The 22,430-nt window shown below is 62.3% G+C and carries 21 protein-coding genes; 13 read left to right on the top strand and 8 right to left on the bottom strand.

The window, feature by feature from the left end; translation table 11 throughout:
• Positions 1-65 precede the first annotated feature (65 nt).
• Entirely contained in the window at positions 66-866 is an 801-nt protein-coding gene (locus ACX80E_RS03755) for a substrate-binding domain-containing protein (protein ID WP_459300566.1), read from the top strand.
• 255 nt (positions 867-1,121) lie between these two features.
• Here ACX80E_RS03755 and ACX80E_RS03750 read toward each other — a convergent pair whose 3' ends face one another.
• Complete coding sequence (locus ACX80E_RS03750) at positions 1,122-1,388, bottom strand: hypothetical protein (protein WP_459300565.1); 267 nt, start codon at positions 1,386-1,388, stop codon at positions 1,122-1,124.
• 297 nt (positions 1,389-1,685) lie between these two features.
• Here ACX80E_RS03750 and ACX80E_RS03745 point away from each other — a divergent pair, with 297 nt between their 5' ends.
• The 4 genes from ACX80E_RS03745 (at position 1,686) to ACX80E_RS03730 (ending at position 5,519) form a co-directional block, all read left to right on the top strand.
• A complete protein-coding gene (locus ACX80E_RS03745) occupies positions 1,686-2,705 on the top strand; it encodes a proline racemase family protein (protein WP_459300564.1) in 1,020 nt (339 codons plus the stop codon).
• 152 nt (positions 2,706-2,857) lie between these two features.
• Positions 2,858-4,078 carry a sensor histidine kinase gene (locus tag ACX80E_RS03740; protein WP_459300563.1) on the top strand — a complete coding sequence of 407 codons (1,221 nt, stop codon included), beginning with the start codon at positions 2,858-2,860 and terminating at the stop codon, positions 4,076-4,078.
• Between the two features lie 420 nt (positions 4,079-4,498).
• Positions 4,499-5,167: a response regulator gene (locus tag ACX80E_RS03735; RefSeq protein WP_459300562.1), complete on the top strand. Its 669-nt coding sequence runs from the start codon at positions 4,499-4,501 to the stop codon at positions 5,165-5,167.
• A 151-nt stretch (positions 5,168-5,318) separates the two neighbouring features.
• Entirely contained in the window at positions 5,319-5,519 is a 201-nt protein-coding gene (locus ACX80E_RS03730) for a hypothetical protein (RefSeq protein ID WP_459300561.1), read from the top strand.
• A gap of 82 nt (positions 5,520-5,601) precedes the next feature.
• Here the strand turns inward: ACX80E_RS03730 and ACX80E_RS03725 are convergent, their stop codons facing one another.
• Complete coding sequence (locus ACX80E_RS03725) at positions 5,602-6,705, bottom strand: GTP pyrophosphokinase (RefSeq protein ID WP_459300560.1); 1,104 nt, start codon at positions 6,703-6,705, stop codon at positions 5,602-5,604.
• A 263-nt stretch (positions 6,706-6,968) separates the two neighbouring features.
• On the opposite strand from ACX80E_RS03725, the gene ACX80E_RS03720 reads away from it, so the two are divergent.
• The 4 genes from ACX80E_RS03720 to ACX80E_RS03705 all read left to right on the top strand — a co-directional run bounded on the left by ACX80E_RS03720 (position 6,969) and on the right by ACX80E_RS03705 (position 10,789).
• Positions 6,969-7,907, top strand: coding sequence for a carbohydrate kinase family protein (locus tag ACX80E_RS03720; protein ID WP_459300559.1), 939 nt, complete (start codon positions 6,969-6,971; stop codon positions 7,905-7,907).
• A gap of 125 nt (positions 7,908-8,032) precedes the next feature.
• Complete coding sequence (locus ACX80E_RS03715) at positions 8,033-8,842, top strand: HAD family hydrolase (RefSeq protein ID WP_459300558.1); 810 nt, start codon at positions 8,033-8,035, stop codon at positions 8,840-8,842.
• Positions 8,843-8,881: 39 nt separating this feature from the next.
• Positions 8,882-9,634, top strand: coding sequence for a glycerophosphodiester phosphodiesterase (locus ACX80E_RS03710; RefSeq protein ID WP_459300557.1), 753 nt, complete (start codon positions 8,882-8,884; stop codon positions 9,632-9,634).
• Positions 9,635-9,673: 39 nt separating this feature from the next.
• Positions 9,674-10,789 (top strand): glycerate kinase, encoded by a 1,116-nt coding sequence (locus tag ACX80E_RS03705; protein WP_459300556.1) that lies wholly within the window; start codon positions 9,674-9,676, stop codon positions 10,787-10,789.
• Between the two features lie 63 nt (positions 10,790-10,852).
• Here the strand turns inward: ACX80E_RS03705 and ACX80E_RS03700 are convergent, their stop codons facing one another.
• Positions 10,853-11,554, bottom strand: a complete 702-nt coding sequence (locus ACX80E_RS03700; protein ID WP_459300555.1) for a response regulator — start codon at positions 11,552-11,554, stop codon at positions 10,853-10,855.
• Positions 11,551-13,254, bottom strand: a complete 1,704-nt coding sequence (locus ACX80E_RS03695) for a sensor histidine kinase (protein WP_459300554.1) — start codon at positions 13,252-13,254, stop codon at positions 11,551-11,553. The genes ACX80E_RS03700 and ACX80E_RS03695 overlap by 4 nt, the downstream gene beginning before the upstream one ends.
• Positions 13,255-13,385: 131 nt before the next feature.
• Here ACX80E_RS03695 and ACX80E_RS03690 point away from each other — a divergent pair, with 131 nt between their 5' ends.
• The gene (locus ACX80E_RS03690) at positions 13,386-14,753 is read left to right on the top strand and encodes a cation:dicarboxylate symporter family transporter (protein ID WP_459300553.1); all 1,368 of its coding nucleotides are present in this window, start codon (positions 13,386-13,388) and stop codon (positions 14,751-14,753) included.
• Positions 14,754-14,919: 166 nt separating this feature from the next.
• On the opposite strand, the gene ACX80E_RS03685 is transcribed toward ACX80E_RS03690, so the two are convergent.
• Positions 14,920-16,239, bottom strand: coding sequence for a uracil-xanthine permease family protein (locus ACX80E_RS03685; protein ID WP_459300639.1), 1,320 nt, complete (start codon positions 16,237-16,239; stop codon positions 14,920-14,922).
• Positions 16,240-16,348: 109 nt separating this feature from the next.
• Positions 16,349-16,660 carry an ArsR/SmtB family transcription factor gene (locus ACX80E_RS03680; protein ID WP_459300552.1) on the bottom strand — a complete coding sequence of 104 codons (312 nt, stop codon included), beginning with the start codon at positions 16,658-16,660 and terminating at the stop codon, positions 16,349-16,351.
• 53 nt (positions 16,661-16,713) lie between these two features.
• Between ACX80E_RS03680 and ACX80E_RS03675 the strand changes: the two genes are divergently transcribed.
• Entirely contained in the window at positions 16,714-17,643 is a 930-nt protein-coding gene (locus ACX80E_RS03675; RefSeq protein ID WP_459300551.1) for a cation diffusion facilitator family transporter, read from the top strand.
• Positions 17,644-17,779: 136 nt separating this feature from the next.
• Here ACX80E_RS03675 and pgm read toward each other — a convergent pair whose 3' ends face one another.
• Positions 17,780-19,423 (bottom strand): phosphoglucomutase (alpha-D-glucose-1,6-bisphosphate-dependent), encoded by a 1,644-nt coding sequence (pgm, locus tag ACX80E_RS03670; RefSeq protein ID WP_459300550.1) that lies wholly within the window; start codon positions 19,421-19,423, stop codon positions 17,780-17,782.
• 167 nt (positions 19,424-19,590) lie between these two features.
• On the opposite strand from pgm, the gene ACX80E_RS03665 reads away from it, so the two are divergent.
• Positions 19,591-20,199 carry a DUF4190 domain-containing protein gene (locus ACX80E_RS03665; RefSeq protein WP_459300549.1) on the top strand — a complete coding sequence of 203 codons (609 nt, stop codon included), beginning with the start codon at positions 19,591-19,593 and terminating at the stop codon, positions 20,197-20,199.
• 83 nt (positions 20,200-20,282) lie between these two features.
• Here the strand turns inward: ACX80E_RS03665 and ACX80E_RS03660 are convergent, their stop codons facing one another.
• Positions 20,283-21,680, bottom strand: coding sequence for a peptide MFS transporter (locus tag ACX80E_RS03660; protein WP_459300638.1), 1,398 nt, complete (start codon positions 21,678-21,680; stop codon positions 20,283-20,285).
• Positions 21,681-22,086: 406 nt separating this feature from the next.
• Between ACX80E_RS03660 and ACX80E_RS03655 the strand changes: the two genes are divergently transcribed.
• Positions 22,087-22,413 (top strand): rhodanese-like domain-containing protein, encoded by a 327-nt coding sequence (locus ACX80E_RS03655; protein WP_459300548.1) that lies wholly within the window; start codon positions 22,087-22,089, stop codon positions 22,411-22,413.
• The last annotated feature ends 17 nt before the right edge of the window (positions 22,414-22,430 follow it).

The raw sequence follows: 22,430 nt of genomic DNA, 5'->3' as shown, positions 1-22,430 counted from the left end.
GGGGAAGGTTTAATGCTCATACCTCTAAGGGTACCGTCGGGCGCAGGGTGCGCTAGGGTAAACAAGTGCCTGAACACAGCGAAATTACAGTGACCTTTGTCCCGGGTGTGACTCCTGGAAAGTGGATCTACCGCTGGCAGGAGCGCATGCCGGACGTGCCTCTAGTGGCAACCCCCGTCCCGGAGACCCGCCAACTCGATGCTATGCGCGCCGGTGAAGTGGACATGGCCTTTGTCCGACTGCCCGTGGATAAGACCGGCCTCAACGTCATTCCGCTCTACAGCGAGCTATCGGTGGTGGTGGCGCCCAAGGACCACCCCATCGCCGCCTTCGAAGAACTGGACGTGGCCGATCTGGCCGACGAGTACCTCCTGGCCGATCCGGATGACTTCCCGCAGTGGCGCGATATTTCCAGTGAAATTCAGGCCGGAACCCGCAAACCGCTGCCGCCCATGGCAACCATTGAAGAAGCGCTTGACCTGGTCGAGGCCGGACTGGGCATACTGATCCTGCCCATGTCGGTGGCGCGGCACTACAGCCGCAAAACCCTGCGATCGCGCCTTCTCCATGGCGTGCCGGAGACGAGCATTGGCCTGGCCTGGCTATATTCGGACACGCCGTTGCCGGACGATTTCGATGAAGTCATACAAGAATTTGTTGGCGTGGTGCGCGGCCGCAGCGCCAACAGCTCCCGCCAGCCATCGGTTCAGGCAAAACAGGATGCTGCGCCCAAGAAGGGCGCAAAAACAGGGAAAAGTTCGACGACGGCGCGCGGTAACGTGGCCAAGACCAAGTCGACGCCCAATCTGCGCGGCGGTGGCCGGGCAGGCGGAAAGGCCCGCGCCCAAAAGCGGGGCAGGCGCTAGTCCCCGACTCCTCCCACTGCTCGCAAGCTCGCAGCGGGCCCCTCGGAGTCGGGGGCCCACCCTCCTCCGCCCGAAGTGCGGCCGCAAGCTCGCAGCGGGCCCCTCGGAGTCGGGGGCCCACCCTCCTCCGCCCGAAGTGCAGCCGCACGCTCGCAGCGGGCCCCTCGGAGGCTGTGCACGCAAAAAACGCTGGTTCCCTGCCCGGAGGCGAGGAACCAGCGTTTTTGTGGCGTACCCACACATCCCGAAGGGGTGTTAGTTAGAAGCCTCGATCTGCTGCTGCTTCTGCTTGGCCACAAGCGTCTTGACGTCGTTCAGGTCGGCGATGACTCGAGCCAACTGCTGCTTGGACGTGGGCCACTGAGTGCCCTTGAAGCGAGTTGCATCGGGGCCTTCCCAGCGAACGGACTGAGCCTTGCCATCCAAGGTGGTCATTGCCTGGGTGATCTGCTCAACGGCAGTTGACAGCTTTGAAACCAGTTCGCCCATGTCCTGGGGGTCATTACCAATCATTCCGGCCATGATGCACATCCTTATGTTAGAAGTTTGCGGGGTTGCCGCGGCTGGTTCGCTGTGTCCGGGAAATTCCGGTTGAGCGACTACTAAGAATCTATCCCGATCCGATCAACGCCGTCGATGGGGCGAGCTACCCATGCAGAGCTGCCCATCGTGGCCACCCGCCGACGCCGCCTGTCCAGGTGGGCGCTGCCCCCGGTGGAGGGCGAATCATTGACAGCCCAATGGTGCCGTGCCATATTGACGGCAGAAGGCTAAGACCGGCCCAAGCCAGCGGTTGCCAGCTCAAAGGAGATCCGAGACGTGAAAGCGGCATTGTGGGAAATAGAAACCTTTGACTATCACGCGGCCGGGGAGCCGTTCAGGATCGTGCCGACGCTGCCCTTCCTCATCCCTGGAAGCACTGCCGCCGAACGCCGTGAAGCAGCCATGGTGGGCGATGCCAACAAACTCCGCCAACTTCTTGTCAATGAACCCCGCGGGCACGCCGAGATGTATGGCGGGTTTGTGCTGCCCCCCAACGATGACGGCGCCCATTTCGGGGCCTTGTTCTGGCACCGCGACGGATTCTCAACCGCTTGTGGCCACGGAACCATGGCCCTGGGGGCCTGGGCCGTCCGCAGTGGACTTGTCAGGGCCCCGGACGACGGCGACACGGATATTGTCATTGACGTCCCCTCGGGGCGTGTCACGGCTCGGGTGAGCATGGCTTCGGGCAAGGTGGCCCAGATAGCCTTCCAGAATGTGCCCTCCTATGTTGTGGCCAGGGACATCGAGATCAAGACGGCTGATTTTGGCCGCCTGCGCGTTGACCTCGCCTGGAGCGGTGCCCTGTACGCCTCCCTGCCTGCCGCGGCTGCGGGCCTTGAGGTCACGCCGTCGAACTTGGCCAAAGTGATTGCCGCCGGGCATCAGGTGCGGTCGGGCCTGGCCCACCATGACGCCGTCCACCAGCTGCCAAACAACGGGCGGGACGGAGTGTTCGGCACAATTTTTCACGAGCCGATGGAGCATGCCGGCGCAGGGCTCACACAACGCAATGTGAATGTTTTTGCCGACGGCCAGGTGGACAGGTCACCCAGCGGATCTGGCACGGCGGCCCGGGTGGCCTTGCTCAGCGACGCGGGCGAATTGGCCGACGGCGAGGTGCTGGAGCACTACTCCATCATTGATTCGCGGTTTGCCGCGCGTGTGGTGGACACAGTGAGTGGCCCCGGTGGCGGCCTGGTGGTGGACGTCAGTGGGCGGGCGTTCCCTGTGGGGGAGGGGAAATTCACTCTCGATGCTGACGACGAGCTGGGGCTGGGGTTCCTGTTGCGGTGAGTTCCGGCAGCGGTGCCAGTCGTGGCATGATGGCAGGCGCTCCCGCGGCAATATGCGCCGTTCACTGACTCCCAGCAGATACCATGGCGACATGCACGTTGACCCCGCCCCGCACCCAGCCGCCGTGATGCCCCGGAAAAGGCAGTTCTGAGGTGCGTGTCCGGACGCGCAAGGCATGGCCGAGCTTTAACCTAGCCGGTGCACTGAGCATTCGCAGTTCACCGCTGCCGTCCTGGGCCTCAATTCTCATTGCCCTGTTTGTCACGGTGTCAGCGTTTGATGACCTTCGACTCTTCGTCCAGCTGGGTCAGGACTGGGATTCGCGGTGGTGGGAACTTGCGGGCACCATCTGCTATTGGGTGCTGTGGATGACCCTGGCCTTCCGGCCGCAGCTGACGGCCGTTGCCTTTCTTGCCCTATTGACAACCATGTACGTGCACGAACAGCCAGGCGGCGCCCTGTTGGTGGCGTTCTCGGCGCTCGCTGTCGCCGCGTACCGTGTTTCCACTCGCAATCTTGCCGTGATGGTGGGCGGTTTTCTTGCGTGGCAGCTTGTCTGGGTGTTGGGCGTTTCCTCGCTGGGCTCGGCAGCACTGTGGGGTTACTTCCCGGCCACCTTGCTAATCACCACCCCGGGGCTGGCAATAAAACTGCTGCGGGAAAAATCCGTCCAGACCGAGCAGGCTCAACGGGCTGCCAAGGAGACGGCCGCAACGGCTGCCTTGGCGCAACGCACAGAACTGGCCCGGGAACTCCATGACGTAGTCACCCACGGGCTGACAATGATCGCCGTGCAGGCGAACCTTGGCAAGATCTCCACGGAAGGGCAGGCGCAGGATCATGCGTTGACGGAGATTGGGTCCATGGCCAGAAGTTCGCTCGATGACCTTCGCAGGCTCCTGCAAACAATGCGCAATGACGACTCGCCCGTGGCGTCCGGAGCGGATACCAGCGTCTCACCCAGTTCGGCAACCATCGATTTGGCGAGGAGCGTCGCCGAATCACAAAAGCAGCTCAACAACTTGGGGTTCCCCACCCGCGTCACAACCACGGGGGAGCTGGACCGGACACCCAACGGACTCCGTTCCACTGTGCTGCGGATCTTGCAGGAAAGTGCCACCAACGTGGTCAGGCATACCGGTGGCAGCAGCGAATGCGAAATTTCCATGAACGTGCAGGATGAACATATTGAATTGATTATTCGCAATCGCATGACGCCGGGCAAACCGCGGCTGCCCATCTCGGGGACGGGTCTCATTGGCTTGAGAGAACGCGCCTCCCGGCTCGGGGGAACCCTTGATGCCGGCCCGGTGGACGGGTGGTGGAACGTTCGCACCGTACTGCCCTTCAAAGGCCGGCAGTTACTCCGCTAGCAGTAGTCGGCTGGGCGCCTTGAAACCCTGGGCCAAACGGCTAGTCCTTGCCAATACGGTGCGTATTCCCTCATCCGTTCGGGCAGACCTGTCCTTGAGGCGTTGAAAGTGCCCTCACGTCTCCGTAACGTCGAAAGAGTTCGGTAGGTAGGTATTCTGCTGAACATATTTGAAAGGTGTGGCGCATGCCTCGCCTCATTTCAAGGAGATTGTCATGAATGCATCGGAATTCTCAGGATCCGCCACCACAGCACAGCTTGGCAGTGCCAAGTCGGTCGGCATCTGGCCGTCCGGATCCTTCCCGTCAATTACCCGCTGATTCTTGGGAACAACGCCCCTGAGCGGTCCCGTGTCGGGCCGCCCCGGCCATACGTGGTTGGAGTTCCGTGCAGCATGAGTCAAGTTACGTAGACTGTCAGCATGAGTGAGATTGTTGAAGCATCCGAGCCCATTAACGTGGTCATCGTCGATGATGAAAAATTTGTCCGAGGCGCGTTGCGGACGTACCTGTCCCAGGCCCCGGATCTGGTGGTCCTGGAAGAAGGTGAGAACGGCGCTGATGCCGTCCGACTAGCGCACGAACTTCATCCCGATGTCATGCTCATCGACATCCAGATGCCCGTCATGGACGGCATCGCTGCGATCCGCCACATAGTGGCGGAGATCCCGGAAATCCGGATACTGGTGGTGACAGGCCATATTTCCGATGTCTACTTGAAGGCCGCGCTCATTGCCGGGGCGAGCGGTTATGTGGTCAAGGACGCTGAACCGGAACGAATCGTTGCAGCTGTCCGGGAGGTCCACGCCGGGGACTGCCCCATTGATCCGGCCGTCACTCACCTCCTTGTCGCAGATGTTCGCAGGAGCCGGCCCGCTACCCGCGCAGAGTCATCTGTTGAACTTTCGGACCGTGAAGAAGACGTACTGAAGCTGCTGTGTGAGGGGCGCAGCAACAGTGAAATTGCTTCCTCACTGTTCCTTTCTGAATCCACAGTCAAATACCATCTGGCCCGTTTGGGGCGCAAGTTCCAGGCCCGGGACCGTTTGCAACTTGTCATCACTGCACTTCGCACAGGGGTTGTTGCCTAAAATAAGAGGTCGGGGACACGCCACGGAGAAAGACTGTCCAAAAGGACAGGGGCTCACGGGTGTCGTGACTATATCCCTGTCGATGAGGGGGATCTATGCTAAAAACAGCCATGTCATGGTGATCCATACCACTCCTTTGAAAGGCACTGTCATGAAAGCTCCTTTTACGTCCGTCGGTGTTGCTGCCGTCCTCGCTGCGGGCCTTGTTCTGGCTCCCGGGTTGTCCCCTGCACAGGCTGACGGCACTACTTCCAGTGCTACCAGCATCAGTTCAGTGGCCAAGGGCAATGTGGCCACAACTCTCGGCCTGTGGTATCAGCCGTGCAACCTGTTTGGCTTTCGCATTTGCTAGATGGCGCCCAACGCCAAGTCTAAAAAGTTCTGCGCTGGACAACGGAAGTTGTCCAGCGCAGAACGCTTTTAAGCGGACCGCACTAGAACCCTTGAGTCTTGCGGAATCGCTGCATTTGTTGATGGCGGCGGACCAGGCTGTCGCGGCGGGGTGTTTGCTCCGTGGACTCCTCCTCGGCCGTCAAATCTATATGGCTTATGCCAAACTGCCACAGCAGCAAGTCATCGAGCAGTCTGTCTGGACCGGGGGAGTACTTGTGGTCCAGTGCCTTGCGGACGTTGGAGATAATCTTCGGCTGGAGGAGGGCAGCCAGGTCCACTGTCTTGCTCAGGCCGTGGGCGGCCACCAACTCCGCAGCCCACCCCCAGTCGTCGTCGGCCTTCCTGTCAACATGGGGCAACAGGGTCTGCCAGACGGCCTTGATTCTGTTGGGAGTCAGCGAAACCTTGCCTTCCCCCTCAACGTCCCAGTAGCTGGTGACAGTTTCGTACCTGTCGTGGAGCTCGGAAAACGCTGACTCAACCGTCTCCAACATGGCGGCCGTGGCGGTGAACTGCCTGTCAAAGTAGGGGCTCCAGGCGCGCGGATCCTGAGACTTGAAGCGAATATCATGTTCAATCTCGCTCCACGCGTGCGCAAAGATGGTGCGGATCTGGCATTCGAAAAAATAGCTGCCATTGGGCTTGTTTTCCGGGTCAAGGAGCTCCTGGTACGCGCGCACCACATCGTTTTGGATGGTGCGCAGAATCAGGTGCCGGCTGGAGTAGCCGTAGGTGCCTGACTCAATGGAGCCAATGTCCTTTTCCGTATCGCCACGGCAGTCAAAGATGTTCCGTCGCCGCTTAATCAAGTTGGCCGCCTGGGCGTTCTCACCGGGAAGCGTGGTGATGACGCGAACCCCCACCATGTCCGTGAGGTTCCTGAGCGGATCAGGGAACTGCAGGGTCGGGGCTGAATCGGGCTCCTGCACCATGCGGGAGGCCTTTTCGCGGAACGATTCCACCGACTTGGTCCGGCTCGTGACAAAGAGGGGCTCGTCGTCGGCCTCGGCCAAAACGTCGCGGACAAGTGTTTCCAGCTCCGCCGTGACCTTCTCCAGCGCCGGCCGCGTCCGCTCAAAGTCGGCCACAGATGCGCTGACGGCCGGTCGCAGCGATTCATCGAGTCGATCCCAATTACTACCCATGCCCTCGAGCCTAAACGTCTCGGTGGTGCCGAAGCGAGTCGAAGCACCGCAGATGAAGCAAAAAACTGGATCAAGGAGCCGGTGTCGACGGTGTCGCCCCGTTCCCCGGGGGCTGCCATGGCCATCAGCATGCGTGCACCACCAGCCATTCATGCAGCTGCTTTTGCACAGAGTCGATACAAACATGACGGGGAATGAACACGATCCGCGGGTGGGAGATCTTCCATGTCAGTCTCGGCACGGCGGCGTCGTAGGCTAGTGCCATGTTGACTGTTATCGGTGAAGCTCTGGTTGATGAAGTGGTGCGCCCCGGCAAGGACCCTGTCCCGCATGTGGGAGGCAGCCCCATGAACGTTGCTGTGGGGTTGGCACGATTGGGGCATGCTGTGCAGTTCCTTGGCCGGTACGGCCACGACGCGTATGGGGACATGGTGGCCGGCCATCTGCGGACTAACTCCGTCATGGTCCCCCTGGTGCCCGATGCGCTGCCCACCTCGGTGGCCCGGGCGGTGCTGGATGCCGCGGGTGCCGCCAGCTACGAGTTCGCCTTGGACTGGTCCCTGCCGGAATTGACCACCACTGATGGTGCGCCGAGTTTCATGTTTGGCGCCACTACTTTGTTGCATACAGGCTCCATCGCCACCATGCTTGCTCCCGGCGCCCAACAGGTTCTTGCGGCTGTCACGGCCGTGCACCCGCTGGCCACCATTACCTACGACCCCAATTGCCGGCCCAGTATTGTGACCGACGTGGACTATGCGCGCGAGCAGGCGGAAAAGTTCGTTCGCCTGGCCGACGTCGTCAAAGCCTCGGATGAGGATTTGATGTGGCTCTACCCGGGCGTTGACCCCAAGGAGTCGGCCCGCACGTGGCTGGCGCTGGGCGGTACTCAAGGTCCCGCCGTCGTGGTCCTGACCCAGGGCGGGGCCGGTCCGTGGGCTGTGTGCGCCGCGGGCGAGGTTGCCTGCCCGGTTCCTGAGGTGCAGGTTGTTGACACTGTGGGGGCCGGCGACTCATTTATGGCCGCGCTGCTGTCAACCCTGGTGGACAGGGAACTAGATGGCGCACAACGTCGCGGCACCCTGCGTGAGATGAGCACAGCCACCCTGGCCGAAATCCTGGCCTATGCGGCCAGGGCTGCCGCCATCACCGTGTCCCGCGCCGGGGCCAACCCGCCGCGCCGCGACGAATTGCAGAAATGACCTTCCAGTAAGCCGAAGCGCCGTCTTTGACTACGGCCATAGGCCCTGCCGACCCCTGTTCCGGAGTTCACCGTGACCAGCGAGTCATTTGCCGACGCCTGCGCCGAAGTTGGATAGCCTTGGGTATGCGTTTAATTGCCAGCGACATTGACGGAACCATTCTTGGCCACGACGGCACCATCAGCAACCGCACAGTGGAAGCCTTCGCGGCTGCTGCAGAAGCCGGGGTTGACATTGTTTTTGTGACAGGACGCCCGCCGCGCTGGCTGGACCCCATCCGCGAACAAATTGGCCACACAGGAACAGTTATCTGCTCCAACGGCGCGGTGACCTATGATCTCGGTGCCGAAAAAGTCCTTGACTCTCATGTGATCAGCTGGGACACGGTGGCCCGGGTGCGGGACGTCGTCTCCGGACTGGCCCCGGAGGCGCGCTTTGCATTGGAGTCTCTCACCGGGCTGCATGTTGAGGACGGTTTCCTGGGCGATCGGATCCCGGCCGGCAGCCTCAATGTTGTGCCGACGGTGCTGACCGGCGACATTGCCGACGGCGGGATCGTGAAGATGCTGGCCGTACTGCACACCGGAAGTGCCGACGAGTTCTTGCAGGTTGTTGCGCCCGGGCTGGCTTCCCTCATTGCCGTCACACACTCCGCGCCTGAGCTGGCGTTGCTGGAAATGGGCCCCAGGGGTGTCAACAAGGCAGTGACACTCGCCCAGTACGCTGCTTCCGTGGGCATTGCCGCCGCCGACGTTGTGGCTTTCGGCGACATGCCCAATGACATTGAAATGCTTGGCTGGGCGGGTGCCGGCTATGCCATGGCCAGTGGTCACCCGCAGGCGCTCGCAGCCACGTCGCTGACGGCCCCCCGATTTGAGGCCGACGGCGTCGCCCAGGTTATTGAGTCCCGGCTGGCTGCCCTGCGGCTGGCTTAGGCCGCCGCCATGCCGCCGAGGAAATCACACAAACCCTATTTGGACTCCCTCCACCCTGTTGCCATTGCGCACCGGGGGTTCTCCCGTGATGGGCTGGAGAATTCTCTTACGGCGTTCAAGGCGGCGCTTGATTTGGGGTACAGCTATGTGGAAACCGATGTCAACACCACAGCCGACGGCGTGACTGTGGTCTTCCACGATCCAACACTGGACCGGGTGACGGACCACGACGGTGCCATCGCACAACTGCCGTACTCGGTGGTGAGCCAGGCCCGGATCGGTGGCCGGGAACCCATCGCCACCTTGGCCGAACTTGTTGCGGCACTGCCAACGGCGCTATTCAATATTGATGTCAAGGACCAGGGCTCGGTGGTGCCGTTGGCGGAGCTCATCGAGGAATGGGGGCTGCACGATCGGGTGTGTTTGGCCTCATTTTCCGGGAAACGCCGTCGTCAGGTCTTGGCCAGGTTGAGCCGTCCCCTGGCGAACTCCCCGGGCAAGTGGCATTTGGCGAGCTATTTTCTGCTCAGCCCGTGGTTGCCCAGCCCCCTCACCCGGTTTTTGATGCGCGGGGTGGACGTGCTGCAAATTCCGCGCCGGCACGGGAATTTTGAGCTGGTCACGGCCGCGACTGTGCGCCGGGCGCATCGGCTCGGATTGAAGGTCCACGTCTGGACCATTGACGATCCCGAACAGATGCACCACCTTTTTGAGCTGGGAGTGGACGGGATCATGAGCGACAGGGCCGATTTGTTGGCCGAGGTGATGCGCCAGCGAGGGTACTGGACGTAACGATTCAGCACTGTCAGTGACCGGTGGCAGGATGGAGACATGCGTATCCTCATTGCCCCGGACAAGTTCAAGGGGACCCTTACTGGTCCCGAGGCGGCTGCGGCCATGGCCGAAGGGGCGTTGCGCGTTTACCCCGACGCAGTGGTGACCACCCTCCCCATTGCCGACGGTGGCGAAGGCACGGTGGACGCCGCCGTGGCCGCTGGCTTTAGTGAACGCCTGAACGCTGTGGTGGGGCCCATCCTCAAGCCTGTTGGTGCGGCGTGGGGGTTCCATACCCAGACCGGGGTGGCAGTCATTGAAACGGCGCAAGCCAGCGGCTACCTGCTCAGCGAACCCACCGTGGAGAACTCCCTGCGCGCCCATTCCTATGGCTGCGGACAGTTGATTTCTGCCGCGCTGGCCGCCGGCGCCACGGAAATTATTATCGGCCTGGGCGGCTCCGCCATGACCGACGCCGGCACGGGCGCCTTGCGAGCCCTGGGACTTAGGCTCTCCGATGTCAACGGCAATTTGGTGCCCCTGGGCGGTGGCTCGCTGGCGGATGTTGTTGCCGTGGACGCCTCAGACCTTGACCCGAGGCTGGCAAAAGTGAAACTGCGGATGGCAGTGGATGTAGACAACCCCTTATACGGTCCCACCGGGGCTGCCCACGTGTTTGCGCAGCAAAAAGGCGCCGACCCGCAAGCTGTGGAACACCTCGATGCGGGGCTGCGCAACTTGGCCGCCGTGGTGCACGAGGCCACCGGGATTGACATAGACGTTCCAGGGGCGGGTGCTGCCGGCGGCTTCCCGTCCATGTTTGTGGCTTACTCCAATGCCACCATTGAGCGCGGCTTTGACTTGGTAGCCACGATGATCGATCTCGACTCTGCTCTGGCGGACGCTGACTTGGTCATCACGGGCGAAGGGTCCCTTGATGTGCAGTCCCTGTCCGGCAAGGGTCCGCTGGGAGTGGCCGACGCCGCGCACGCACGGGGGATTCCCGTCGTCGTCGTGGCCGGGCGAATCACTGTCACACCCCAGCAACTGGCCGAACACGGGGTGGTGTCCGCCGTCAGTGCAACGGATCTGGCAGGTTCCGCGGAGGCGGCCCTGGCCGACGCCGCATTGTTCACCACGCGGGCCACCTCCGAGGCGCTCAACGGTATCTGAGCGTGTTTTGAGTCCAGCGCCGCCTCATCCAGTGCGCAGTTGCCGGGGTGCTTGTTGCGCATCTCAGTGGGGGCGGGACCAGCGGTACTCCAGTTCGGGCCGTCCGGGGGAGCCGTGGCGGGGCGCCTTGGCGGCGGATCCGGTCTCCGTGAGGTGGTCCAGATAGCGGCGGGCCGTGACCCGGGACATGTTCAGTGCCCCGGCCACTTCCGTTGCTGATGCAGGGGCCTGTGCCGCCCGCAGCCAGTCGGACACAGTTGTCAGGGTTTCGACGATCATGCCCTTGGGCAACTGCAGTTTACCGCTGGGCCGCAGCGTCGCTAGGGCACGGTCGACGGCGTCCTGGCTGGTCATGGTGCGTCCCGCCAGCACGTCGTGAAAGTTGCGATAACTCTCCAGCTTGTCCCGAAACGCGGCAAAGGTGAAGGGCTTGATCAGGTACGCCGAGATGCCCAAAGCAATCGCCGAGCGCACCACCTGGCTTTCCCGCACCGCTGTAATGGCCACGACGTCCGGCACCATGCCCAAGCCGTGGATCCGCCGCAAGAGGTCCAGGCCGTGCCCGTCCAGAAGGTTCATATCCAGCAGGATCAGCTGAATGGGCAAGGTGGCCGGATCGTTCAGCACGGCAAGGGCGGCACCCATGCCGTCGGCCGTCGCGGCAACTTCAAACCCGTCCAGGCGCCGCACATAGTTAGCGTGGGCCGTGCGGGCAACCGGTTCGTCGTCCACCACCAGCACTCGGATGATTGTGGCAGCTGTCATGACCATTCCGTCCGCTTAGTTGTTGACGCCAAGGGGATGACGACGCTCAGCACGGCGCCGCCGTCGTTCTCGGCCGTGATGGTGCCGCCCAGAGCGGCCGTGGCCCGGCGGATCAAAGCCATGCCGTAGCCACGGCCGCCGGGGGCGATGGAGGACTTCGCCGTGGTGCCGATGCGCCCCAGCACATCCAGGTCGGTGGTGGGCAGGCCCGGGCCGTTGTCGGCCACCGTGATGGTGAGACTGCCGTCGGCCACCAACAGATCCGCCCAGACTGTGGCCTGTGTTGAGTCCCCGGCGCCAGCGGCCGCGGCATCAATGGCGTTGTCCACCAGGTTGCCCAGCAGCGTGACCAGTTCGCGCAGGTCCAGCAGCCCCGGCGGCAGCGTACCCCCGCCACTCAATTCCAACGTCACACCCCGTTCCTGCGCCTGGGCGGACTTGCCCAGCAGCAGCGCGGCAAGAAACGGCTCGTCGAGAGTGCCCACGAAAGCACCGCCCAGCCGGACCGATTGGGACAGGTCATTGTTGGCAAAACCCAGGGCTTCCGTGGCCCTGTCGAGTTCTATCAGGGAAATGATGGCATGGAGCCGGTTGGCGTGCTCATGGTTTTGTGCCCGCAGCGCCTCCACCAGGGTTTCGGTGCTGTTGAGGCTGCCCGCCAGACGGGTCAACTCGGTGTGATCGCGCAGGGTTGCCACCGTTCCGGCGGGGGTGTTGGCCCCCGGAACCAGGGCCGCGCGCTGGCTGACCACCAGCAGGCGGTCACCTGCGGAGTGGACCTCATCCGTGGCTGTACGCCCGCTGAGCAGAAGCTCCTTCAGCGATTCGGGCAGCTGGAGCGAAGCCACGGCGGCAGCGGCGCGCACGGTACGGCCGGCGCCCCGGCGGCCGTGGGCCCGCGCCTTAGTCTTCGGGGTGGGGCCTCCAGCGGGGAAGGATGCGGAGTCTCCCGGCGGTGCCATGCCGAGCAGGAGGGCAGCGTGGTCGTTGTACAGGACCACGGTGCCGCCGGTGTCCACCAGGACTATGCCTTCACGCACCGAGTGCAACACCGACTCGTAGTAGACAAACAGTTGGGAGAGTTCCTCCGGGCCCCGGCCCATCGTGACACGGTGAAGGTAGCGGCCAAGGAGCCAGGCTGCCAGCGAGCCTGCCAGTAACAAGGCAGCTGCCAGCCCGAAAAGGGCTGGCAGCGCGGCGTTGACCAGGACCTGGACGTTGCTGACTGTCATGCCGGCCGCCACCATGCCCTTGAGCGTTCCGGCGTCGTCCATGATGGGGACAATGACCCGCACGGAGGGGCCCAGTGTTCCTGCGGTGGTCTCAAAGTGAATGTGGCCGGCCTGCGCCTGCGTGATGGAGCCGGCGTAGGGGCGGCCAATCTGCGCCGGATCCGGGTGGGTCCAGCGGATACCGGAGGGGTCCATCATGGTGATGAAGTCCACGTCTGCGTCCCTCATGACGGCCAGCGCGTAGTCCTCCAGCGCAGCTGAGGGGTCGGGGGAGTCGGCGGCTTCCAACACCAGGGGGCTGACCGCCAGGGTTGTGGCGACCGAAAGCATGCGCTGACGGGTCTGCTCATAGGTGCGGGATCCGGCGTCGGCCACCATCACCGCGGCCAAGGTGGCGCTCAGCAGCAGCACGAACAGGAGGTTTGCGGCGAACAGTCGCCGGGCAATGCTCCATTTGCGCCACAACATTTTGAGTGCCTCTCCTTATGACCAATATGAACACAACAGTGAGATAAGTCACGTCCGGCCGCAATCTTGAGTGAGAGGGGCCACACCCTCCATCCATCAATGCTAATCACCGAAGACCACAAGGAGTGACCATGAGCTCTCAACGACGAGGGGCAGCCGCCACGGCCAAGGCTACGCGCCGCAGAATGGACAAAACCCATTGGCTGTACATTGCAGTCATCGCTGCGGTGGTCCTGGGCACAACCATCGGCCTGCTGGCCCCCGAGGTGGGGATGGCCCTGAAGCCGCTGGGCACCATGTTCATCTCACTGATCAAGATGGTCATTGCGCCCATCATCTTCTGCACCCTGGTGATTGGTGTCGGGTCCATTGCCAAGGCGGCCACTGTGGGCAAGGTGGGCGGGCTGGCACTGCTGTACTTCATGACCATGTCCACCATTGCCCTGGGAATCGGGCTGCTGGTGGGCAACATCATCCACCCCGGCTCCGGGCTGCACCTGAAGCCGTACGAGGCGGCCGCCGGTGCGGAGGTGAACTCCACCGTGAAGTTTTTGATGGAGATGATCCCGGGCGACATCCCCGTCCTGCCGACGCTGGTGCTGGCGCTCATGGTTGGTTTTGCCCTGCAGTCCATGGGCAAATCCGGGGAACCGGTTTTGAACGCCGTCAAGCACCTTCAAAAACTGGTGTTCAAACTGATGACGATGATCATGTGGCTGGCCCCGGTGGGTGCGTTTGGTGCCATTGCCGCAGTGGTTGGCGCCACGGGCTGGGCGGCGATCGGGTCCATGGCCATCCTCATGGCCGCCTTCTACCTGACGTGCGCCCTGTTCATTGTCATCATTCTTGGCAGCATTCTGCGCCTGGTCACCGGCTTGAACATCTTCGCCCTGATGCGCTACCTGGCCCGCGAATACCTGCTGATCTTCGCCACCTCCTCCTCAGAGTCCGCCCTGCCGCGATTGATGGCCAAGATGGAGCATGCAGGAGTCTCCAAGCCCGTGGTTGGTATCACCGTCCCCACCGGCTACTCCTTCAACCTTGACGGCACGGCCATCTACCTGACCATGAGCGCCTTGTTCATCTCCACAGCCATGGGCCTGCCCATGAATCTCGGCGAGCAGATAGGCCTGTTGGTGTTCATGGTGGTGGCATCCAAGGGTGCCGCGGGTGTTACCGGGGCCGGACTGGCCACCCTCGCGGCCGGGCTGGCGGCGCACAAGCCGGTCCTCCTTGACGGCATGGGGGTCATTGTGGGCATCGACAAGTTCATGTCCGAGGCCCGCGCCCTCACCAACTTCACCGGAAACGCCGTCGCCACCTTGCTGATTGGCAAGTGGACGCGTGAGCTTGACATGGACAAGGCCCGCGACGTTCTGGCGGGCCGTGACCCCTTTGATGAGCTTTCCCTGGACGACGACGGCCACGTCGCCCCGCCGTCCGCCGGCATGGACGAGCCAGGCGACGTTGACGCCAAGCGCAGCCCTGTCACCGTCTAAGTGGTACGGAACTGCGGCCGGTGGCCACCTCCTTGAGGTGGCCACCGGCTCTCCTTTGCTGACATTTTTGGTGGGCGGCAGGGCCCGGCCGGGGAAGCCCGGTAGGAATTGGCGCCTTCTACCGCGGCAAGGAATTCACCGGGAGTGGGCTATCAGTGCTTCCCTATCAGTGCTTCCCGAGCGTGACCGTGGCGGGGCCCGTGCCGGGATCGAGTGGGTCTGTGGCAGTGCCGCGCCACTTCGCCAGGGCACTCATGCCGTGGTACACAATCAGTGCCGCCGCCGTGCCCAGCGCAATACCTGCGAACTGCAGGTTGCCGATATTCCAGGTGAAGTCGGCAACGCCGATGATCAGGGCCACGGCGGCGGTGGTCAGGTTGATGTTGTTGGAGAAATCAACCCTATTCTGCACCCAGATGCGCACACCCAACACGCCAATCATGCCGTAGAGCAGGGTTGCCGCACCGCCAAGCACACCAACCGGGACCGTGGCAATGACCTCGCCAAACTTGGGGGAGAAGCTCAGCAGCAGCGCAGCAATGCCGGCAACAAAGTAGGCGGCAGTGGAGTAAACCTTGGTGGCGGCCATGACGCCAATGTTTTCCGCGTAGGTGGTGGTGCCCGAGCCGCCGCCTAGGCCGGCCAGGGTGGTGGCCACGCCGTCGGCGATCAAGGCACGGCCCGCGTAAGGGTCAAGGTCTTCCCCGGTCATCAACGCCACCGATTTCACGTGGCCAATATTTTCCGCCACCAGGACCAGCACCACGGGGATGAACAGGCCCAGGACGGCAAGGTGAAAGGTGGGGGTCTGGAAGTACGGCAGACCCAACCAGTCGGCGTCGTTGATCTTGGAAAAGTTCACCTCGTTGCGCAGCACTGCCACCAGGTAGCCGAGCGCCACGCCGACCAGAATGGCCAGGCGCCCCAGAATTCCGCGGAACAGGACGCTCACCAAGATGATGGTGCCCAGGGTGATGACTGCCGTGACGGGGGCCAGCTTGACGTTGTTCCACGCCGAAGGTGCCAGGTTCAGGCCGATCAACGCCACGATGGTGCCCGTGACAGGTGCCGGCATGAGCCGGTTAATCCAGGCTGCGCCAAATTTTTGCACAATAAAGCCCAGTACGGCCAGCGTCACGCCGGCAACCACCACGCCACCCAGCGCACCGGCCACGCCGAATTGTTGCTGCGAGGCCAGGATTGGCGCAATAAAGGCAAAGCTGGAACCCAAGTAGCTGGGCACGCGGCCCCGGGTGAGCACCAGGAACAGCAGTGTGCCGATGCCGGAGAAGAACAAGGTTGTGGCGGGCGGCATTCCGGTCAGCAGGGGCACCAGGAAGGTGGCGCCAAACATGGCCACCACGTGCTGCAAACCAATGCCAACCGTTCGGGGCCAGCTCAACCGCTCATCGGGGCTGACAACTTGCCCCGGTTCGATCGTTTTGCCGTCCCCGTGAACGCGCCACCTAGTGCCCAACAAATTCATCAATGTGCCTCCAGTCAATGCCATGCCAGTGCACAGCCTGCCGATAAGAATATAGGCACACGGTGTTTTGTGCGTGGTTCGGGGCGCCTAGTCCCTGCGCAGGGTCGAGCTAGGGGTGCGGGATGTGCCCTTCAATCGTCAGCAGGACGACGCCGAGGAGATCATTCAGCGCGTGGGCCAGTTCGGGGTGGGCTAGCTCATACCGTGCCCGGCGTCCCTCGGCAATGGCCACGGCAAGCCCGCAGTCGCGCAGGCAGGAGAGGTGGTTGGAAATGCTTTGGCGGGAAACACCGAGCTCACTGGCCAAATCGGCTGGATACTGTGGCGCCTTGGCAAGGCTCATCAAGATCTCGGCCCGGGTGGGGTCGGAGAGTGCGTAGCCAAACCGTGCCAGCACGGCTGCGTTGCTAATGGGCTTCATTCTCAATATCATACATTAGTGGATGGATTCATCAATGGATGTACTATTGAGTTATGTCTGGTCATGATCACTCCCATTCCCACGCTGGGGCCCCCGGCGAGAGTCACCAGGGACGCATTGCCGTTGCCCTGGGTATTACGCTGGCCGTCTTCGTGTTCCAGGTCATCGGCTCCTTGCTCACAGGATCCTTGGCGTTGCTGTTTGACTCCGCACACGTTCTCACGGATGCCGGCGGACTCGCCATGGCACTGCTGGCCGCACGGTTGATGACGCGCCCGGCAACCAGCAAGCGGACGTGGGGATTTGCGCGCGCAGAAGTGCTCGCTGCTACAGCGCAGGCCGCAATTCTCCTCGCCGTGGGACTTGTTGTTTTGGTGGAGGGCGTTCAGCGGCTCTTCAACCCCACCGAAATAGCCTCCACGGAGATGATCATCTTCGGCGCCATCGGCTTGCTGGGAAACATCATCTCCATGTTCGTCCTGATGGGCGGGCGGGGCAAGAACTTCAATATGCGCGCAGCGTTCCTGGAGGTTGTCAACGACGCCCTTGGCTCGGTGGCCGTCATTGTGGCTGCGATTGTGATTGCCCTGACCGGCTGGATGCAGGCCGATGCCGTGGTGGCCATGCTCATTGGTGCCCTGATTCTGCCGCGCACGCTGAAGCTGCTGTTGGAAACCATTGGTGTGCTGCTGGAATCGACGCCGTCAGGGCTTGACCTGGATGAGGTCCGGGAGCACATTTTGGCCCTCGAGCATGTTCGTGGCGTCCACGACCTCCATGCCAGCCAAATCGCGACAGGCTTGCCGATCCTTTCCGCCCACGTGGTGGTGGATGACGAATGCTTCCACGACGGCCACGTCCCGCTCATGCTCGACGCCCTGCAAAGCTGCGTGGCCAGCCACTTCGATGTCAGCATTGAGCACTCCACCTTCCAACTGGAGCCCGTCAACCACGCCGAACACGAACTAGGCGCCCACCACTAACACCAGTTCGGCGTTGGCGGTGGGGCCAGCATTTTTGTTGGCGACGTAAAGGAGACGCCAAAGGCCGCCCGCGGCCGACGCGTCGGATAGTCGCCGGAAAAATGGTGGGCCACCGCCAACGGCACGTGCGGTTGTTTTAGGAGATGACGCCGTCCACCAGGGCTTTCGCCTCGGCCTGAACCTGTGCCAGGTGTGCGTCGCCCTTGAAGGACTCGGCGTAGATCTTGTACACATCCTCGGTGCCGGAGGGGCGGGCCGCGAACCAGGCGTTCTCGGTGGTGACCTTCAGGCCGCCGATTGCCGCGCCGTTGCCGGGGGCCTCGGTCAGCTTGGCCGTGATGGGCTCACCGGCAAGCATGGTGGCTGTGACGTCGGCCGCCGAGAGCTTGCCCAGGGCCGCCTTTTGCTCACGGCTGGCGGCCGCGTCAATGCGGGCGTACGACGGCGCCCCAAAGCGGGCTGTCAGCTCACCGTAGTGCTGCGAGGGCGACTTGCCGGTGACGGCAGTGATCTCCGAGGCAAGCAGTGCCAGCAGGATGCCGTCCTTATCGGTGGTCCAGACGGAGCCGTCCTTCTTCACAAAGGAGGCGCCCGCTGACTCCTCGCCACCAAAGACGCCCTCGCCGGAGAGCAGGCCCGGCACAAACCACTTGAAACCTACGGGAACCTCAACCAATTGGCGGCCAAGATCGGCCGCAACCCTGTCAATGATGGAGGAAGAAACCAGGGTTTTTCCGACGCTGGCTGTTGCCGGCCACTGTGAACGGTGCGTGTAGAGGTACCGGATGGCGACGGCCAAGTAATGGTTGGGATTCATCAGCCCGGCGTCGGGGGTGACGATGCCGTGACGGTCGGCGTCGGCGTCGTTGCCCGTGGCAATGTCGAAGGGTGCGCCGGCGGCAAGCTTATTAATCAGCGACGCCATGGCCGAGGGGGAGGAGCAATCCATGCGGATCTTCTCGTCCCAGTCCAGCGACATGAAGGCCCACTGGGGGTCAACTGTGGGGTTGACAACCGTGAGGTCCAGATTGTGGCGTTCGCCGATCTCGCCCCAATAGTCCACCGAAGCGCCACCCATGGGGTCGGCCCCGATGCGCACGCCCGCGGCCCGGATGGCGTCAAGATCCAGCACGGAGGGCAGGTCATCAACGTAGCCGGACAGGAAGTCGAACCTGCCGGTGGTGGAGGCTGCCAAGGCATCGGAGAGGAGCACTCGCTTCACTCCACGCAAACCGTTTTCAAGCAGTTTGTTGGCGCGGTTGGCAATCCAGCCGGTGGCGTCGGAATCGGCTGGCCCACCATGCGGAGGATTGTATTTAAAGCCGCCGTCGCCGGGCGGGTTGTGGGAGGGCGTCACCACAATTCCGTCGGCCAATCCCTCCTCGCGGCCCTTGTTGTGGCTGAGGATCGCATGTGAAACAGCCGGGGTGGGTGTGTAACCATGACGGGCGTCAATGAGAACCTCCACGCCGTTGCCAGCCAAAACCTCCAGGGCCGTGTTCTGCGCCGGCTCGCTCAGGGCGTGCGTGTCCTTGCCCATAAACAAGGGGCCAGTGATTCCCTGGCCGTTGCGGTATTCCACAATGGCCTGGGTAATGGCGGCAATGTGGCCCTCATTGAATGACGTCTTCAATGAGCTACCGCGGTGCCCCGAGGTGCCAAAGGCCACCCGTTGCGCCGGATCGCTGAGATCCGGGGTCAGATCATAGTAAGCATCCAGCAAAGCGGAAAGATCAACAAGGTCCTGGGGAAGGGCAGTAGTGCCCGCGCGGCTAGCCATGATCACAGCATGACAGAGCCGACGCCGAAATGGCACGTGATGCCCAGAGTATGAACTCCACGCCAGCATGCGCGGCAAGCTGCACTGGTGCCGGGACTACTATGGAAGGCAGCTTAACTTTCCCCGTTGCGTGCCTGACGGGAAACCAAATCCAGCAGGAGTTAGCAATGTCGAATCAGCCAGAGCAGCCGCAACCAGACGCTGGCCAGCCCGCCAACACCCCGCCGCCCTATGTGGCTCCTGCGGCCCCGCCGACCTATGTGGCTCCTGCGGTGCCCGATAATTTCTTGGTCAAGAACCAACAGTTCCAAAACCCGGTGCCTCCCCAGTATGTTCAGCCGCAGCCGCAGTACGGACAACAGCAGCCGTATGGCCAGCAGCCTGGCGGACAACAACAATATGGTCAACCGCAGTTCGGTGCCCAACAATATGGCGCCCCAAGCTACTACCAGGGCGGCCCGGGCTATGTGGATCCCACGAGTGGCCCACGCGGCATGAGCCTGGCCAGCATGATCATTGGCCTGGTCTCGCTCGTGGCAGGGTTCGGATTTTTCATTGTCCCGCAGATAGTTGGCATCGTCTTGGGCCACATAGGCCTGAAGAAGGAAAGCCCTCAAGGCAGATCATTTTCCATCACCGGGCTCATTACCAACTACTTGGCGCTGCTGATTTACGGCGGACTCTACGTGTTTGTTCTTTTCGTCATCGCCATGGCGGGTTCTAGCTCCTATAGCCCGGCATCAGATGGTTACACCTGGCTGGCTGGTATCGGTTAAGCACGTCACCTAACTGGCGGCGGCACCCACCCAACGCAACTGCGTGAGGGTGAGTGCCGCCGTCGTTCTTTAAGGATCAAGACCTACATGACGCCCGACATCAGTTTCTTGATGGGCTTCTTGACTAGGAACAACAAGATGCCGAACCCGATGGATACCAAGCCAATGACAAGGAAGTACGGGGCCTCGTTGGTGGGGTCGTACCACTGGGCGAGCACACCTGACATGGCGGTTCCGAGCGAGATGGACAGGAAGAACAGGGCCACCATCTGCGTCTGGAATGCGGCCGGGGCCAGCTTCGTGGCCAGTGAGAGGCCCACGGGGGAAAGCATGAGTTCAGCAACCGTGAAGAGCAGCAAGATGAAGACAATGGCCATCATGGGGACGGCGGCCATGCCGGCGAACGGGATGAAGGACAGGTAAGCCAGGCCCATCACGACCAATGCGGCGGAGAACTTCACGGGCGTGCCGGGCTGGCGCGGGCCCCACTTGGTCCAGACGGCAGCAAACACGCCGGCCAGGATGATGATGAACACCGGGTTGATGGAAGTGACCCAGCTGGGCGGCATTTCCCAGCCGAACACCATGCGGTCCAGGCGCTTGTCGGCGTACAGGGCAACCACTGTGAACTGCTGCTGGAACAATGACCAGAAGACGGCGCTGGCCAGGAACAACGGCATGAACGAATATACGCGGCTGCGCTCCACGGCCGTCACCGTCTTGTTGGCAAGGATGACGGCGAAGTAGGTGATGGTTGCCAGGATGACGACTGCCACAATGATCCATTTGAGGTTCTCGGCCGTAATGAGCTTCAAGGCTACCGCTGCCACAATGAGCGCGATTGCAGCGGCGGCCAGGGCGCCAAACGTGCCGTACTGGGACTTCGGCAACGGGTTGGGAACCTCGTGCGCTGTCTCGGGCAGGTTCTTGCGCGTCAAACCGTACTGCAGCAGGCCAAAGGCCATTCCCACAGCTGCCGCGGCGAAGCCAACGTGGAAGCCCCACGTGACCTGCAACCAGCCGGTGACGAGCGGGCCAATGAGTCCACCGATGTTGATGCCCATGTAGAAGATGGAGAAACCGGCGTCGCGGCGGTCGTCGTCTTTGGCGTACAAGGTGCCGACCAGTGAGGTGGCGTTGGCTTTCAAACCACCGGAGCCAACACCAATCAGGATCAAGCCAACCGTCAAGCCCACAGCGCCGGGCAACAGGGCCAGGGACAGGTGCCCGGCCATGATCATGATGGCGCTGTAGAACAGTACCTTCTCGGAGCCGAGCAGACGGTCGGCAACCCAAGCGCCAAGGATGGTGGAGAGGTAGACGCCACCGCCATAGGCGCCAACAATGCCCAGCGCCGTACCTTCGGCAATACCGAGCCCGCCTTGGGTCACGGTGTAGTACATGTAGTACGCCAGAATGCCTTGCATTCCGTAGAAGGAGAACCTCTCCCACAGCTCCACACTGAAGAGATTCAGCAGCATTTTAGGCTGTCCGAAGAAGGATGTGTCGCGGGGCTTTTGGGGTGCCAATGCCGGACCGGCGGGGCTATTTTGTGAACTCACAAGTCCAATTTTTACACTACTCTTGCGGAACATCACATTTTATGGTGGGAAACGTCGTTAGCTCCACGCGCCCTCCCCATCGCTCGCTTCGCTCACGCGGGGCCCCTCGGGCAGTAGCGCCTCCGGCCCTCCCCATCGCTCGCTTCGCTCACGCGGGGCCCCTCGGGCAGTAGCGCCTCCGGCCCTCCCCATCGCTCGCTTCGCTCACGCGGGGCCCCTCGGGCAGTAGCGCCTCCGGCCCTCCCCATCGCTCGCTTCGCTCACGCGGGGCCCCTCGGGCAGTAGGCTTAAGCCGGATTTGTCTTTACCTGCAAGGAGAGAACACATGTCAGACATCATGAGCGTCACTGTTGCCGAGCTAGCTGTGGATGCAGTGATTTTGGATGTCCGTGAAGACTATGAATGGGAAGCGGGCCACATTGCGGGTGCGCTGCACATTCCGCTGGAGCAGTTGCCGGCCCGTCTGGAAGAACTCGACCCGGACACGGATGTCAACATTATTTGCCGCACAGGCGGCCGATCCTTCCGGGCCACCAACTGGCTGACCGAAAACGGCTACAGTGCTTTTAATGTTCTTGGTGGCATGGGTGCCTGGTTTGAATCGGAAAAGCCCATGATTTCCTCCAACGGTGAATCGCCGCGCGTCCTCTAAATCTCTTCCGCTTCGAC

Source organism: Arthrobacter sp. TMN-49, from assembly GCF_054511095.1.
Note: the sequence above shows the minus strand (reverse complement) of the source record. Positions and strands in the feature narration are given on the sequence as shown.

Excerpts from the sequence above, each read along its gene's own strand:
- ACX80E_RS03750 (WP_459300565.1), bottom strand. The coding sequence starts at position 1,388 with ATGGCCGGAATGATTGGTAATGACCCCCAGGACATGGGCGAACTGGTT.
- ACX80E_RS03735 (WP_459300562.1), top strand. The coding sequence starts at position 4,499 with ATGAGTGAGATTGTTGAAGCATCCGAGCCCATTAACGTGGTCATCGTC.
- ACX80E_RS03730 (WP_459300561.1), top strand. The coding sequence starts at position 5,319 with ATGAAAGCTCCTTTTACGTCCGTCGGTGTTGCTGCCGTCCTCGCTGCG.
- ACX80E_RS03725 (WP_459300560.1), bottom strand. The coding sequence starts at position 6,705 with ATGGGTAGTAATTGGGATCGACTCGATGAATCGCTGCGACCGGCCGTC.
- ACX80E_RS03720 (WP_459300559.1), top strand. The coding sequence starts at position 6,969 with ATGTTGACTGTTATCGGTGAAGCTCTGGTTGATGAAGTGGTGCGCCCC.
- ACX80E_RS03715 (WP_459300558.1), top strand. The coding sequence starts at position 8,033 with ATGCGTTTAATTGCCAGCGACATTGACGGAACCATTCTTGGCCACGAC.
- ACX80E_RS03705 (WP_459300556.1), top strand. The coding sequence starts at position 9,674 with ATGCGTATCCTCATTGCCCCGGACAAGTTCAAGGGGACCCTTACTGGT.
- ACX80E_RS03700 (WP_459300555.1), bottom strand. The coding sequence starts at position 11,554 with ATGACAGCTGCCACAATCATCCGAGTGCTGGTGGTGGACGACGAACCG.
- ACX80E_RS03695 (WP_459300554.1), bottom strand. The coding sequence starts at position 13,254 with ATGTTGTGGCGCAAATGGAGCATTGCCCGGCGACTGTTCGCCGCAAAC.
- ACX80E_RS03690 (WP_459300553.1), top strand. The coding sequence starts at position 13,386 with ATGAGCTCTCAACGACGAGGGGCAGCCGCCACGGCCAAGGCTACGCGC.
- ACX80E_RS03685 (WP_459300639.1), bottom strand. The coding sequence starts at position 16,239 with ATGAATTTGTTGGGCACTAGGTGGCGCGTTCACGGGGACGGCAAAACG.
- ACX80E_RS03680 (WP_459300552.1), bottom strand. The coding sequence starts at position 16,660 with ATGAAGCCCATTAGCAACGCAGCCGTGCTGGCACGGTTTGGCTACGCA.
- ACX80E_RS03675 (WP_459300551.1), top strand. The coding sequence starts at position 16,714 with ATGTCTGGTCATGATCACTCCCATTCCCACGCTGGGGCCCCCGGCGAG.
- pgm (WP_459300550.1), bottom strand. The coding sequence starts at position 19,423 with ATGGCTAGCCGCGCGGGCACTACTGCCCTTCCCCAGGACCTTGTTGAT.
- ACX80E_RS03665 (WP_459300549.1), top strand. The coding sequence starts at position 19,591 with ATGTCGAATCAGCCAGAGCAGCCGCAACCAGACGCTGGCCAGCCCGCC.
- ACX80E_RS03660 (WP_459300638.1), bottom strand. The coding sequence starts at position 21,680 with ATGCTGCTGAATCTCTTCAGTGTGGAGCTGTGGGAGAGGTTCTCCTTC.
- ACX80E_RS03655 (WP_459300548.1), top strand. The coding sequence starts at position 22,087 with ATGTCAGACATCATGAGCGTCACTGTTGCCGAGCTAGCTGTGGATGCA.